This window comes from Myxococcales bacterium (genome assembly GCA_016720545.1).
In the GTDB taxonomy this organism is placed as follows: domain Bacteria; phylum Myxococcota_A; class Polyangia; order Polyangiales; family Polyangiaceae; genus JAAFHV01.
This window is the reverse complement of the sequence record JADKKK010000002.1, coordinates 456116-469070: the sequence shown is the minus strand read 5'-3', so window position 1 is coordinate 469070 and position 12955 is coordinate 456116. Positions and strand designations below refer to the sequence as shown.

10 protein-coding genes and 1 pseudogene are annotated in these 12955 nt (G+C 71.6%); 4 read left to right on the top strand and 7 right to left on the bottom strand.

Translation table 11 applies throughout. From position 1 onward, the window contains the following. Complete coding sequence (locus tag IPQ09_05830; GenBank protein ID MBL0193739.1) at window positions 1-1038, bottom strand: hypothetical protein; 1038 nt, start codon at window positions 1036-1038, stop codon at window positions 1-3. After that, entirely contained in the window at window positions 1035-2000 is a 966-nt protein-coding gene (locus IPQ09_05825) for a hypothetical protein (GenBank protein MBL0193738.1), read from the bottom strand. The genes IPQ09_05830 and IPQ09_05825 overlap by 4 nt, the downstream gene beginning before the upstream one ends. Window positions 2001-2137: 137 nt before the next feature. Between IPQ09_05825 and IPQ09_05820 the strand changes: the two genes are divergently transcribed. Beyond that, window positions 2138-2722, top strand: a complete 585-nt coding sequence (locus tag IPQ09_05820) for an RNA polymerase sigma factor (GenBank protein ID MBL0193737.1) — start codon at window positions 2138-2140, stop codon at window positions 2720-2722. Window positions 2723-2781: 59 nt separating this feature from the next. On the opposite strand, the gene IPQ09_05815 is transcribed toward IPQ09_05820, so the two are convergent. Both IPQ09_05815 and IPQ09_05810 read right to left on the bottom strand, forming a co-directional pair. After that, window positions 2782-5130 carry a sulfatase-like hydrolase/transferase gene (locus IPQ09_05815; GenBank protein ID MBL0193736.1) on the bottom strand — a complete coding sequence of 783 codons (2349 nt, stop codon included), beginning with the start codon at window positions 5128-5130 and terminating at the stop codon, window positions 2782-2784. 201 nt (window positions 5131-5331) lie between these two features. Beyond that, window positions 5332-6450 carry a tyrosine recombinase XerC gene (locus IPQ09_05810; GenBank protein MBL0193735.1) on the bottom strand — a complete coding sequence of 373 codons (1119 nt, stop codon included), beginning with the start codon at window positions 6448-6450 and terminating at the stop codon, window positions 5332-5334. Here IPQ09_05810 and IPQ09_05805 point away from each other — a divergent pair. Further along, on the top strand, window positions 6449-6961 hold the full coding sequence (locus IPQ09_05805; protein MBL0193734.1) for a DUF2062 domain-containing protein: 513 nt from the start codon (window positions 6449-6451) through the stop codon (window positions 6959-6961). The two genes, IPQ09_05810 and IPQ09_05805, sit on opposite strands and share 2 nt — an antisense overlap. 926 nt (window positions 6962-7887) lie before the next feature. Here the strand turns inward: IPQ09_05805 and IPQ09_05800 are convergent. The 3 genes and pseudogenes from IPQ09_05800 to IPQ09_05790 all read right to left on the bottom strand — a co-directional run bounded on the left by IPQ09_05800 (window position 7888) and on the right by IPQ09_05790 (window position 10390). Continuing rightward, window positions 7888-8753, bottom strand: a pseudogene (locus IPQ09_05800) (rRNA pseudouridine synthase). A 147-nt stretch (window positions 8754-8900) separates the two neighbouring features. Further along, entirely contained in the window at window positions 8901-9683 is a 783-nt protein-coding gene (locus IPQ09_05795; GenBank protein ID MBL0193733.1) for a hypothetical protein, read from the bottom strand. Continuing rightward, window positions 9680-10390, bottom strand: coding sequence for a hypothetical protein (locus tag IPQ09_05790; GenBank protein ID MBL0193732.1), 711 nt, complete (start codon window positions 10388-10390; stop codon window positions 9680-9682). Before IPQ09_05790 ends, IPQ09_05795 begins: the two co-directional genes overlap by 4 nt. A 322-nt stretch (window positions 10391-10712) precedes the next feature. Between IPQ09_05790 and IPQ09_05785 the strand changes: the two genes are divergently transcribed. Together IPQ09_05785 and lepA are read left to right on the top strand one after the other, a co-directional pair. Next, window positions 10713-10961, top strand: coding sequence for a ribbon-helix-helix domain-containing protein (locus IPQ09_05785; GenBank protein ID MBL0193731.1), 249 nt, complete (start codon window positions 10713-10715; stop codon window positions 10959-10961). Between the two features lie 100 nt (window positions 10962-11061). Further along, the gene (gene lepA, locus IPQ09_05780; protein MBL0193730.1) at window positions 11062-12870 is read left to right on the top strand and encodes an elongation factor 4; all 1809 of its coding nucleotides are present in this window, start codon (window positions 11062-11064) and stop codon (window positions 12868-12870) included. Window positions 12871-12955: the final 85 nt, after the last annotated feature.

Sequence of the window (12955 nt, the reverse complement as noted above, 5' to 3'; positions counted from 1 at the left end):
CTAAAACCTGAATATTTCCGAAGGCTCACGCGGCGGTGGGGGTGCCACTCTCGCCGCCGCTTCTGCGCGCGCGCGGAGCGCGGAGGCCTCGCGGAGGCGGACCTTCGCGAGCCCGCCCCAGCGGTCGTCGGCGGTCGCTTTGGCCACGTACGTGCGCAGCGCGAGCTCCTGGGCCCGGCGGTGCACGAGCGCCTCGTGCGCGTTCGGCGCGGCCTCGGCCTGCGCGCCGGCGCCGAGCGCGAGGTACCAGAGCCGCTCATAGGCCGGAACGAAGAACACGTTCTTGTCTTGGCTGATGATGGCGAGGCCGGGATCGAGCCCGAGCGCGCGCGCAGCGGCGGCCCGCCCGCGGCTCCCCTCCCCCGAGCGATCGAGCGCGACGGCCAGCCCCCACACGGCGAGCGCGGCGGTTTGGTGCGCGCCCGAGGTAGGAGGCAGCTTCGCCGTGAGGACCAGCGCGCTCTCGTACCCCGTGACCGCCTCGGCGAGGTTGCCGAGGCGCATCTCGGACTCGGCGAGGTTCAGGGTCGCGTTCGCCCGGGGCCCGAGGTCGACCGCGAGCTTCAAGTAGCGCTGGTAGGCGTCGTGCTCCTCGCGCGGGCGATCGAGCTTCGCGTAGCAATACGCGAGCGTCACCATCGCGTCGGCGGCGGCAGGGTGCCCCTCGTTCGCGCGGGTCGCGGGCTCGAGCACACGCACCGCCTCCGGCAGGAGGTCGAGCTTGTAGTAGACCTCGCCGAGGTCGAAGCGTAGGCGCACGTCCGGGCTCGCCTCGGCGCGAGCGTCCTCGAGCAGCGCCCGCGCGTGATCGAGCGCCCCGAATTTCGCGAGCTCCACTCGGGCATCGAAGTCGAGCACTTGGCGCACTCGCACGTGCAGGTCATAGCGCGCGCGCGAGCCGGGATCGCCGACCGATCCCCAGAGCCCCGGAGGGGTGTCGGCGCGGGCCGCGGACGGCACGACGTCGAGCGCAGCAGGCGCGACGAGCGCGACGAGCGCGACGAGCGCGACGACCACGCTGCGCGCCGCGCGCCTCACCGAGGCGCCTTCCGCCCGGAGAGGGCGTCGATGCGCTTGCGGGTGTGCTCGTCCCAGGGGCCCCTCGCGGGCTCCGCGCCGCCGCCTGCGCTCGCGGGGCGCGGCGGCGCGTCGACGCGGGACCTCTCGAGCCCGGTTCGGTACGCCGTGGCCGCACGCGCGGGATCGGCCTCCTCGAGGAGCACGCCGAGGAGGAGGTGCTCGATGCCCGGCTCGCCCACCGCGAGCACCTCTCGCGCGCGGGGCTCAGCGAGGGCGCTCTCGAGGCGCTTCGGGAGCTTGCCGGGCTCCACGAGCAGGGCGCGCGCCTGGTCGTGCTCCCCCACCCGCTCGAGGGCCAGCGCGAGGCCGAGCAGCGCCGCCGCGTGCACCCCGTCGTGAGCTTGTCGCCTCGCCTCGCGGAGCACGGCGATCGCGTCGTCTAGCTGGGTGGGACCATCGCGGAGGAGGAGCAGTCCGGCCTCGACGTAGGCCGCGCCGCGCTCCGCGGCCTCGAGCCGCGACGCACGCGGCAGCAGCGCGCGGAACGCCGCGAGCCCCTCGGTGCGTCGGCCAGCGCGCGCGAGGGCGTGTGCGAAGGCGAAGAGCGCGCGGGGCTCGTCGAGCGCCCGGTCGTCCCGCTTCTTGGCCTCCTCGAACGCCGCCACGGCCTCCGGGTAGCGTGCGAGGCGCGCGAGGGCTCGACCGCGGAGCGCGTGTCCCGGTGCTCGCTGTGGGCGGAGCCGGATCGCGGCGTCGACGAGGGTCAGGACCTCGGGCGAAACGGGCTCGGTCCCCACGAGCTGCGCCGTCGCGCTCGCGAGCTTCTCGCAATACTGGGTGAGCTCGGGCGCCTTGGCGCGCTCCCACGCGTTGGTGCCGCTCGAACCGTCGGCCTTCGCGCACTCGGCGGGGCGCGCCGCGCCGCCCGAGGGTGCCGGCGACGAGGCGGCCATGAGGAGCACGAGCGCGGCCGGCAGCATTCGTTCACCTTAGCGGACGGCCAACGAGAGCGCGCGAATTCCGAGCCCAGCCGCTGTCGGCGCGTGCCGACGGCGAGGTCTGCCGTTCGCGAGAACGCCGCATGATTCGCTCGGCACGGCGATTGCTGAGGGTGAGCATGGCCTTTGGAATCCAGCCTGAGCTCCTCCAGCGTGCAGCCCTCGGCGACCGCGAGTCGATGAATCATCTCCTGACGGAGGTGGTCCCTGTCATCGAGAAGCAGCTCCTCCGCTACCCGGTCTCGGAGGACGATCGGCGCGATCTGTTGCAGGCCGCCCTCATCCAGATCACTCGGCGGGTGGCCTCGTTTCGAGGCGACTCGAGCTTCTCGACCTGGCTCTTTCGAGTCACCGCGAACGAGGCGCTCATGCTGATGCGCTCGCAGCGTCGACTCCGCGCCCGCATTTCCAGCGGCTACGAGCTCGACGACCTGGCCGGCCTGGCGGGGACCGAGGAGCACGGCGCCGAGCACTCGGCCGCGCTGCGCGACGAGGCCCACGCCGTGCAGGCGGCCGTCCGAACGTTGCCCGACGACTACCGCGAGGTGGTGGTCGCGCACTACACCGCAGACCTGTCACTTCACGAGATCGCGACCACGCTGAGCCTGACCGAGAGCGCCGTCCGATCCCGGCTCCACCGGGCGCGCGCGCGGCTCCGCGCCGAGCTCGCCGCCACCGAGTTTGCGCCAGCGGCCGCGGCGTAGCGGCTGAGCTGTACCCGGGGACCGACACTGTCGGGATTTCCCGACAGGCGCCACTCCGCTCACTGCTCGGCGGGCTTCACCTCGATCTCGGTCAACCGCGCGCGGAACGCCGCCAACGCCGCTTGCATGGGCGCGAGGCGATCCTTGTCGCGGTGGAGATCGTTCCGCTCCTGAGGATCGACCGCGAGGTCGAAGAGCTGGTACTGGGCGCCGCCGAAGTGGAGGAGCTTCACGCCCGCGCCGGGCCCCGAGATGAGGGCGCGGCGGGTCTGGTTGAACGGGCCGATGGGCATGTCGATGTACACGTCGCGGTCGGCCTCCGCGCCCGCGACGCCTTCGATTTCCGGCATGAGGCTCTGGCCGGACAGCTCACCCGGGGGCGCGGTGATGCCCATGAGCGCGAGCATCGTCGGCGCAAGATCGATGTGGGACCGACGGGCTGCGACACGACGGGGCTGTACGCCGGGGACGTAGACGACCAGCGGGACCCGCACGAGGGACTCCCAGAGCTCGGAGCCATGCCAGCTCATGCCGTGATCGCCGAGCGCTTCGCCGTGATCGGCCGTGAGGATGACGACGGTGCGGTCGGCCCAAGGCGCCGCCTCGATCGCGTCGAGCACGCGCCCGAGGTGCTTGTCGGTGTACCAGACCTCGCCGTCGTACTGAGCGTGGACCCAGGCCGCGGCGCCCTTCTCCCCCTCGCCGAAGTTGGGGGCCTCCGGGTGGGGCGCGTACTGGGCGTGGGGATCGAAGTAGTGAAACCACGCGAAGAACGGCTTCTCCCCCGCCCCGCCCGCGTCGCCCATGCCCGCGTCGCCCGCGTCGCCCGCGTCGCCCGCGTCGCCCGCGTCGCCGGTGCCGGCGTCGCCCGCGCCCCCGCTCGCCTCACCGCTCGGCTGGCGCAGGAGCTTCAGGATCGCCGTGGAAAGCGCCTCGCTCGACATCGAGTTGTCGTTGTCGGCGAGCCCCGGCGGGATCGCGCTGAGGTCCCACTTATCGAAGCCCTGCGCGAGCCCGAAGCTCGGCTTGAAATAGAAATGCGACATGGCGCCGAGGGTCGCGTACCCCGCGTCGCGGGCCCGCTCGGCCACGAACGTGTTCTTGGGTGAGTAGACGTTGAAGTGGCCGCCGTCCCGCAGCGTCTCGCTCGGGAACTTCCCCGCGTGGAGGGGCCCGAGGCTCTTGCCGGTGTAGGACGCCATGGCATACGCCCTCTCGAACACGACGGATTTCTTCGCCAGCCGGTCCATGTTCGGGCTCACGGGCTTCGGGTAGCCCATGAAGCCGAGGTCCGTGCGGAGCGTGTCGACCGTGATCAGCACGACGTTGAAGCGGTGGGCGCGCTTCGGGACCGCGACCACCGGGGGCGCGACCGGTTTGGGCGCGGGAGTGTCGGCGCCAGAGCAGTCCTCGTCGACGCCGTTGCCGGGGACGTCGATCGCCTCGGGATAGCGGGCGCGATCGCGGTCGTCGCAGTCGCCGCCACCAAAGAGCGGCGAGGCGCCGTCGTGGTCGCGATCGGTCGCGCGCCGGAGCACGCCGAGGCCCACCTTCCCCAGCGAGGCGTACCGGGCGAGGCCGCGCGCGAGCTCGGGCTCCGCGTTGAGGACGAGGGCGTCACGCCAGCACAGGGCCAGCGCGAGCACGACCGCCGGGAGGACCGCCAACGGGGCGAGCGGCCCCTTGCCGGTCCGCGCGAGCACGGGCGCCGCGTACGCAGCCGCCGCAAGCACCAGCGCGCCGGCGATGGGCGTGAGGTCGAGCTCCTTGCGCTTCAGCACGCCGAGGATCGCCAGCGCGTGCGCGCCGTCGCCGCTCGCGTCGCCGCTCGCCACGCCGAGCGCGACGAGCGACACGACGAGCGCCGCGGCGGCGGCGCCGGTCGCCGCGGGATCCACGAGCGACGGGAGGCGTGACGCCCCCATCGCGAGTGCGCGGCGCAGCGGCGGGCCGAGGGCGAGCACGAGGCCCAGAAGCACGAGCACGAGCGCCATGGTCTGCACGCCGAGGAGCAGGCCGGCGCCCTGCGGCGTCCCTTCGGCGAGGCGGGCCTTGCCGACGTGTGCCGAGACCACGACGAGGACGAAGGCGGCGACGATCGCGAGCGGCACCAGCGCGGCCGTGCGCGATCGCTCGAGCACCGGCGCGGCGCGGAGGGCCTGGACGTGCTCGAGGGGTGAGCGAAGATCGCGCGGCTCGAAGTACGCCGTCGCCGCCGCGACCCCGACGCCAATCACCAGCGCCAAGGGGCAGAGGAGCCCCAAGTCGGAGAGGAAGAGCGCTCCCACCGAGGGCAGCTCCAGGTCCAGGCTCCCGGCGCGGCGCGCCTCTAGCGCGGCGACCACCGCCGCCCCGACCGCGGCTCCGCCGACCGAGAGCGCCGCTCTACGAACCATCCCAGCGAGCACGGCGCGCACTGTAAGTCACCGCGCCGGATTCACGAACAGGTTCGTGCGCGCTCCCCTCGAGGGCCAGCGCCCCGAGCGTCGCAGTCGACGCCTCTCCCATCGAAGTCGTGATGGGTGACGCGCTTGGGCGGTGCCCAATGTTCGCGGCGCCGTGGCTCCCACGGGCTCTGACCAACGCCGACGGAATTCAACCCTTCGGCGCTACCCGCGGGGCCGTGCGCGGGCGAGCGGGTGCGCGCCGTCGTACACCCGCAGCAGATGCTCGACCGAGACGTGCGTGTAGCGCTGCGTGGTCGAGAGCGAAGCGTGCCCAAGGACCTCCTGGATCGAGCGCAGATCGGCGCCGCCATCGAGGAGGTGGGTCGCGCACGTGTGGCGCAGCGCGTGGGGGTGGAGGTCCGCCCGCCCCGCGCCCCGCGCCCCGTAGGCGCGCACGAGCAGCTGCACCGCGCGGACCGGCAAGCGGCGGCCGCGCACGGAGACGAAGAGCGCTTTCGGATCGAGCGCGCCGGTGCGGGGGTGCGCGAGCGCGGGCCTCGCCGCGAGGTACTCGACGAGCGCGTCGCGCGCGGCGTCGCCGAAGGGCACGAGGCGCTCCTTGCGGCCCTTGCCCAAGACCCGCGCGCGACCGGCGCCAAGATCGACGTCGCCGAGGTCGAGGCCGACGAGCTCGCTCACGCGGACCCCAGCGCCGTAGAGAAGCTCGAGCAGCGCGCGGTCCCTCGCCCCCACGGGGCCGTCGGCCGCGGTGGCGCATTCGACGACCTCCTTGGCCGCGTCGACAGAGAGGAACGTGGGCAGCGGGCGGCGGGCCTTCGGGCTCGCCAGCTCGTCCGCGGGGCTGCAGGCGAGGTGGCCGCGATCGACCAGGAATCGAAAAAAAGTACGTATCGCCGCGAGCTTGCGCGCAACCGAGGGCGGCGCGTGGGTGCGCGCGAGGACGCCGAGGTGCCCGCGGAGCGAGTACACGTCGGCCGCGATGAGGGGAACCGGAGCGCACTCCGCGAGGCCCTTTCGCTCGCGCAGGAAGGCGTCGAGGGCGCGCAGGTCCCGCGCGTAGGCGGCGACCGTGTGGGGCGACGCGTTGCGCTCCGCGCGCAGATGCGACTCGAACGCGGCGATGGCGGACGAGAAGTCCAAGGGCTGCGCGGGCTGCACGGGGAGAGCGTGCCTCACCGCGCGGGCGCGGGCGAGTTTGTTGGGGGGCGCCGGCGCACCCCCAACCCCGCGGACCGCCGCGTACCAGCGGAGCGCGCGACGGCTCGAATTCCGCTCCGAAGCTGCTATTGCGCTCGGCGTGCCGGCGCCGCGCAAGACCATGCCCCGTGGACGCCGCGCCTGGAAGAAGGTTCGCCGGCTCGCCAGACGGCTCTGGCACCGCGCAAGAAACGAGCGCGCGACGCCTCGAGAGGTCGGCGAGGCGGTGTTCCTCGGCGTCTTCTCTGGGTGCACGCCCGCGGTCGGCTTCCACGGCTGGGTCGCGGTGTTCGCCGCCACCCTCTTCCGTCGAAACCGCCTCTACGCGTGGCTCGGCTCGCGCGTCTCGAACTTCGTCTTCATGCCGTTCATCGTGCTCGCCGAGATCCAGTGCTCCCGCCTGCTGCGCACCGGGAAGCTCGCGCCGATCACGCGAGAGCACGTGCTCGAGCAGGCCCCCGAGCTGCTGCTCGACTGGGGCCTCGGCTCCGTGGTCGTCGGGATCGCGCTCGGCGCGCTCTTCGGCGCGCTCGCCTGGCGCTGGGCCCACCGCCGCGATCGCCGCGAAGAGCGCGCCCGCGCCGCCGCCAGCGCCCCGGCGCCTAGCTCTAGCAGCAGGTGGACTCCAGACTAGAGCGCCGAACCGCTTGATGACCGAGGATTCTCGCCGAGTTGCGAGCCGTGCGAGGCGTGACGACCCGATGTATGAAGCGTGGTGCACGCGAACGCGATGCACATTCGCAGCATGGGTCTGCGCGGCGGCGAGCGCTACCCGCGCCGGCCCTTCACGCGGTCGTAGGTGCCCGGCGGCGCCTTGGGCCCCCCGCCCGTCCCGGTGGTGCGGCTCGTTCCCCGTCCACCATCGTCGGCCGCGGGCCTCCCGGTCTCCGGGGCACGTCCGCGGCCTGCCCCGCCCCCCCAGTCCGAGGTGACATCGTAGCCGCGGCGGACGGGGGAGCCGCCGCCGTACCGAGCGCCCGCCGTGCCACGCTCGCCTCCGCGCTCGGGCGCGGGTCCTCGCCCACGCGGCGTGCCACGCTCGCCTCCACGCTCGGGCGCGGGTCCTCGCCCACGCGGCCCCCACGCTCGCCTCCACGCTCGGGCGCGGGTCCTCGCCCACGCGGCGCCCCACGCTCGCCTCCACGCTCGGGCGCGGGTCCTCGCCCACGCGGCCCACGCTCGCCTCCACGCTCGGGCGCGGGTCCTCGCCCAGGCGGCGCCCCACGCTCGCCTCCACGCTCGGGCGCGGGTCCTCGCCCACGCTCGGGCGCGGGTCCTCGCCCACGCGGCGCCGGCCCGCGCTCGCGCTCGGGAGCCCCTGCGGAGCGCTCGCCTCGGCGGCCGGGCGCGCCTCGCTCGACCCGTGCGTGAGCCGGGCCGGGCTCGCGCTCCCCTCGCGGGGCCCCTTCGCCCCGCGGAGCCCGCGACGGTCCGCTCGACCCCGTGGAGCGCGCGCCGAACCGTTCGCCCCCCCCCGAAGGCTCGCGCGCCTCGCGGCGCGGCCCGACCGGCGCGCCCTCGCGTCGCCGCGGGGCGTCCTCGCGGAAGCCGCCGCGCGCGTCGTCGGCGAGCCGCTGAGGGCGGCGGGCACCTGGCTCCACCCCCGCATCCGGCCGCGGAGAAGGACGGCTCCGGACGACGCGGCGGGGCGCGGCGGCCTCCTCCCGCGCGCGGGCGAGGTCGAGGGTCGTCGGCAGCTTCTTCGGGACGCCGTAGCCCTTCTTCAGCGCGCCGAGCTCGTCCCGCGTCAGCGGCCTTACGCCGCCAGGGGGCAGCCCCTCGGTGGTGATCCCCGCGAAGGCCACGCGCGAGAGCCGCATCACCAAGAACCCGCTCGCCTCGCCCATCCGGCGAATCTGCTGGTTTCTGCCCTCCTTGATGGTGAGCTCGAACCAGGTCTTGTCGCCCTCGTGGCGGAGGAAATTGACCTCGGCGGGCTGCGTCGGACCGTCGTCGAGCTCAAGCCCGCGACGCCAGCGGTCGAGGTGCTCTTTCTCCATGATACCATTCACTTTTACGACGTAGGTCTTGGGCACCGCGCGCTTCGGGTGAAGCAGCCCGTCGGAGAACTCGCCGTCGTTGGTCGCCAGCAGCGCGCCGCTCGTCGCGAAGTCGAGCCGACCGACGGGGAAGAGCCGAACGTCGAACGACGAGAGCATGGTCGCCATGGTCGCGCGCCCCTCGGGATCGCTCAGCGTCGACACCACTCCGCGCGGCTTGTGGCAGAGGACGTAGACGGCGTCTTCGGCGACGACGCGCTTGCCGTCGAGCTCGACCTTGTCGGCGCGTGGATCGGCCTTCGTGCCGAGCTCGGTCACCACGCGTCCGTTCACTCGCACCCTGCCGGCGCGGATCATGTCTTCGGTCGCCCGGCGAGAGGCGACGCCGCCGCGCGCGAGAATCTTCTGGAGTCGCTCGGATGCCATGCGCAGCCCTCTAGCACGGGCCGTCGGTCGCGGCGCCTGCTACGAGCACGGCGTCGGCCGACCCGAACGCGACGACGCCCGTACCCCGCGAGGCGCGGCACGGGCGGCGTTCTTCGAGCGATGCCGCCTCGCGGCGGCTCCGCGGCGCTACTTCGCGCCGGCGTCGCCCTTGGCGGGGGCGCCGGCGTCGGCCGGGTTTGGCTCGGTGCCGCCGTCCTTCGACGCGGCTTCCATGGCCTCACGGGCCTTCGCTTCGACCGCCTCTTGCTCGGCCTTCAGCTGCTCGTCGCGATCCCACCGATCGACGTGCCCGTCGAAGGTCTCGTCCATGCCCATGCGCTCGAGCTTGCCGTTGCGGTACATTTCCCACACGTCCGGCTTTCCATCAAAATTCCGGTCGCGGCGAATGCGCTGGAGGTTGCCTTCGACGTAGAACTTCCACACGTCGGGCTTGCCGTCGAGGTTCGTGTCGACCTGCTCCTGGGCGAGGCGCCCCTCGACGAAGTTGATCCACACGTCGACGCGACCGTCGTAGTTGCGATCGCTCTCCTCGTGGACCGCCTCGCCCTTGGCGTTGAAGGTGCGCACGACGTCCTTGATGCCGTCGAGGTTCGTGTCGGCCTCGCGGCAGACCAGCGCCTTGCGCGAGGACTCGCCCGCGGCGCCGAACACGCGATACACGCGACGGACGTTGGGGCGCAGCGCACCCGGGCCGGCCGTCTCGTTCACCTCGAGATCGGGCTTGCCCTTGTAGTTGCACATCGAGCGGTCGTCGGATGGCCATGCCGCCTGGTTGGACGCCCCGCCCGCGGCCACCTCGGCGCGGGTCTCGGAGCCGCCGCAGCCACCGATGATGAGCGCGAGCGCCGCGGAAGCCAAGGTCGTGGCGCCCAGGCTCAGGGCGAGCGCGGCGCGGGTTCGTGTCTTCATTTCGCTGCTCCTCCGTCGGCGTCGGTCGCGGGCGTCGCAGATTTCGGCGCGCCGCCGGTGGGCGAGGCCGGCTGCCCGTTGGGTCCGATGAGGAGGCTCGCCTCGGGGTCGGGCTTGCCGTCACCGTCGCGATCGATCGCCACGTCTACCGTGTCGCCCTTCCAAACCCACCACTGGTCGACGCGACCGTCGAGGGAGCTGTCTCGCTCGCGCTTGGCGATCTTCCCGGTGACGCTGTCGAACGTGTCCCACGTGTCGATGCGGCCCTGGTTGGTCGTGTCCATCTCGCGCCGCGTGAGGCGCCCGCCCTCGTAGATCTCGATCTCGTTGACGACGCCGTTGTCGTCGTAGTCGTACTCGCGGCGGCGCACGGTAGTGCCGTCTTGCGCGAAGTACTCGTACATGTTCGGGCGACCATCTCCGTTGAGGTCCGAGATGCGGCACGTCTCCACACCGCCGCGGTAAACGCGCTGAATCTCGGGCTTTCCGTCCAGGTTCGCGTCCATCGCCTGCACCTGGCCGGACTTGGCGTCGCACGGCTCGTGGACGATCGCGGTGTTGCGCACGAGCGATGGATCCCGCTTGCCAGCGACGATCGCCTCCGACGCTTCGCACCCCGCCAACGACCACGCGCTCGCGCAGACCGCGACGAAGAGTGCTCCCGCCCGGACCCCGTGCCATGCCCGCTTCGGGCTTCGGTCGTTCACTCGCATCCTCCTCGACTCCAACTACCCGCGCACCACACCCCTCGTGTCGGCCCGCCGAGCGTGGACACTCTACCCGGGGTCGCGCTCGCGGAGCAAGCTTCCCCACGCGACAAATCTGTTTGCGTCCGGTGCGCGTGGGCCAACTTGAAGAAATTCACATCTTATATCCAACACTTAAAATGTTACCTTAGATCTTGAACGTCACAGAATCGCGCTTGACGGTCACGTATGCTCACGTAGTGTATGTTCGTTCGGGCGGATCTCGGACGCCCCGAACCCGCTGACTCGTCCCCTGCTCTACCTGCCTCTGCACGGTCCCGCCATGCGCAAGAAGATCAGCACGACCATCTACGTCACGCCGGAGCAGAGCGACCAACTCAAGCTCCTCCACGAGCGAACGAAGGTGCCCGTCGCCGTCTACATTCGCGAGGGGATCGACCTCGTGCTTCGGCGCTACCAGCACATGCTGCCCGGGCAGCTCCCGTTGGGAGAGACGCTCGACGCGCAGCTCCCGCTCGGCGAGGACAGGCGCGCGCGGGGTGGCGGCGGCAGCGACGACCCGAACATGTGAGGCGTGTGCCGGCGCGACCCCGCCCGCCGGGTCGACCACGCCGTCGGCCGCGCGGATGAGGGGCGCGGGGCGCGCGCTTCGGCTATAAGGCACCGCGCCCATGCCCACGCCTCAGTCCAAGATCCGCAATTTCTCGATCATCGCGCACATCGACCACGGGAAGAGCACGCTCGCCGACCGCATCCTCGACGTCACCGGCGCGCTCACGCAGCGCGAGTCGCGTGAGCAGTTCCTCGACAAGATGGACATCGAGCGTGAGCGGGGGATCACCATCAAGGCGCAGAACGTCCGCCTCAAGTACAAGGCCGACGACGGCGAGGTCTACCAGTTCAACCTGATCGACACGCCGGGCCACGTCGACTTCAACTACGAGGTCTCGCGGAGCCTGTCGGCCTGCGAGGGCGCCATCCTCGTCGTCGACTCGACCCAGGGGGTCGAGGCCCAGACGCTCGCGAACGTGTACCTCGCGATCGACCAGGGCCTCGAGATCCTGCCGGTGCTGAACAAGGTCGACCTCCCCTCCTCCGACGTAGACGGCACGAAGGAGCAGATCGAGTCGGTCATCGGCCTCGACTGCTCCGAGGCCGTGCGGTGCAGCGGCAAGACCGGCGTCGGCGTGCCGGACATCCTCGCCCAGATCGTGAAGAAGATGCCGCCCCCCCGCGGGAACCCCGACGGGAAGCTGCGCGCCCTCATCTTCGACTCCTGGTACGACTCCTACCGCGGCGCCATGGTGATGGTGCGAGTGGTCGACGGCACTCTGCGCAAGGGCGACAAGATCCGCTTCATGGCCACCAAGACCGAATACGAGGTCACGGAGCTCGGCAGCTTCCAGCCCTTCGCGGTGGCCCTCGAGGAGATCGGCCCCGGCGAGGTCGGCTTCGTCGCGGCGAACATCAAGAGCGTCCACGACGCCAAGGTCGGCGACACGGTCACCCACGCGCTCGAGCGTCTCCGCGCCTCCGAGGCGCTCCCCGGCTTCAAGGACGTGAAGGCCATGGTGTTCGCGGGGATCTTCCCCACGGACTCGTCCGACTACCCGTCCCTCCGCGACGCGCTCGACAAGCTCCAGATGAACGACGCGGCGTTTTCCTTCGAGCCCGACTCGTCCGAGGCGCTCGGCTTCGGGTACCGCTGCGGCTTCCTCGGCCTGCTCCACATGGAAATCATCCAGGAGCGGCTCGAGCGCGAGTTCAACCTCGACCTCATCACCACGGCGCCGTCGGTGGTCTACAACGTCTACAAGAACAACGGCGACTACGTCCGGGTCGACAACCCCGCGAAGCTGCCGCCTCCGCAGGACATCGAGCGAATCGAGGAGCCGTTCGTCAAGATGAGCATCCACGTGCCCCAGGAGTACGTGGGCGCCGTGCTCACGTTGTGCCAGGAGAAGCGGGGCAACCAGATGGGCATGACGGCGGCCAACGACCGCTTCATCATCGTGTACGAGCTGCCCTTCGGCGAGGTGCTCTTCGACTTCCACGACAAGCTGAAGAGCGTCTCGCGGGGCTACGCGTCGATGGACTACGAGATCATCGACTACCGCCCGGGCAACCTCGTGAAGGTCGACGTCCTGGTCAACGGCGACCCGCTCGACGCGCTCTCCATCATCGTGCACCGCGAGCGAGCCCAGAACCGGGGCCGGTCGCTCGCCGAAAAGCTGAAGGAGTTCGTGCCTCAGCAGCAGTACGAGGTGGCCATCCAGGCCGCCATCGGTGGGAAGATCATCGCCCGCGAGACCGTCCGCGCCCTCCGGAAGGACGTCACGGCGAAGTGCTATGGCGGCGACATCAGCCGAAAGCGTAAGCTCCTCGAGAAGCAAAAGGAGGGCAAGAAGCGCATGAAGCAGGTGGGAAACATCGAGATCCCGCAGAAGGCGTTCCTCGCCATCCTCAAGGTCGAGGGCTAGCGCCGCGAATTCTCCCGAACAGAGCCACCGGCTCGGGGCGGAGCTCATCGAACGCCGATCATGCGGCCGCGATTGCTTCCCCCAG